This is a genomic window from Nonomuraea sp. NPDC001684 (genome assembly GCF_053596515.1).
On record NZ_JBSFGJ010000922.1, the window covers coordinates 1 to 1,021 of the forward strand.

General features: G+C 74.7%; 1 protein-coding gene. It reads right to left on the reverse strand.

The window, feature by feature from the left end; genetic code table 11:
• Positions 1 to 72: 72 nt before the first annotated feature.
• Positions 73 to 1,021, reverse strand: a 949-nt coding sequence (locus tag ACWCSD_RS53110; protein WP_449927690.1) for a thiamine pyrophosphate-dependent enzyme, incomplete at its 5' end; no start/stop codon positions are given.

The following is a 1,021-nucleotide window of genomic DNA, read 5'->3' on the forward strand; positions in this document are numbered from 1 at the left end:
ACCCGGAGGCCCTGGTGGCCCTGGCCGACCGCTACGGCCTCGACAGCCCGCTCAACCGCCTGCTGGAGGCGCTCAGGAGCTGAGGAACTCCCGCACGGCGTCCTGGGCCGCCTCGCGCAGGCGGCCGTGCACGGCGGCGTTCTCCTCGCGGTCGGTGCGCACCTCCACCACCCGCGGCCCCTCGCCGCGCATCGCCTTGGACAGCTCGCTGACGTCCCCGAGCAGCGTGTACGGCGTCCCGCTCGCGGCGGCGGCGTAGGCCAGGTCCACGCCGTGCGGCGTGCCGAACACCCGCTCGAACGGGTCGCGCACCGCCGCCTGCGGCAGCAGCGAGAAGATGCCGCCGCCGTCGTTGTTGACGACCACCATGCACAGGTCCGGCCTGGGCTCGCGGGGGCCGAGGATCAGCCCGTTCTGGTCGTGCAGGAACGACAGGTCGCCGAGCAGCGCGTACGAGGGCCCGTTGTGCGCCAGCGCGGCCCCCATGGCCGTGGACACCAGCCCGTCGATGCCCGAGGCGCCCCGGCTGGCCATCAGCCTGATGCCGCGCCGCGGCCGCATGAACTGGTCGAGGTCCCTGATCGGCATCGAGGAGCCGCAGAACAGCAGCGCGCCGTTGGGCAGCGCGTCGGCCAGGTCGCGGGCCAGGCGCGGCTCGGAGGTGCCGGAGACGTCCAGGACCGCGTCGAGGGCCGACCGGACGGCCGCGTCGGCCTGCCGCCAGGCGTGCAGCCAGCTGTCGTCGCCGGAGGCCACCGGGATCTCCACGGCCTGCGCGACCTGGGTGGCCGACCTGGTCGGGTCGGGCCAGCGGTCGAGGTCGGGGGCGACCACGATGTGCTCGTCCGTCCGCTTCAGCCAGGACAGCAGCGGCCGCGACAGCCCGGGCCGGCCCAGCGTGACGACCACGTCGGGACGGTGGGAGTCGGCGAACCCGGGCGTGCCGAGCAGGTAGTGGTAGCTGGAGATGGAGTGGTCGCCGTAGCGGGCGCCGCCGTTGGGCTCCGACAGCACCGGCCAG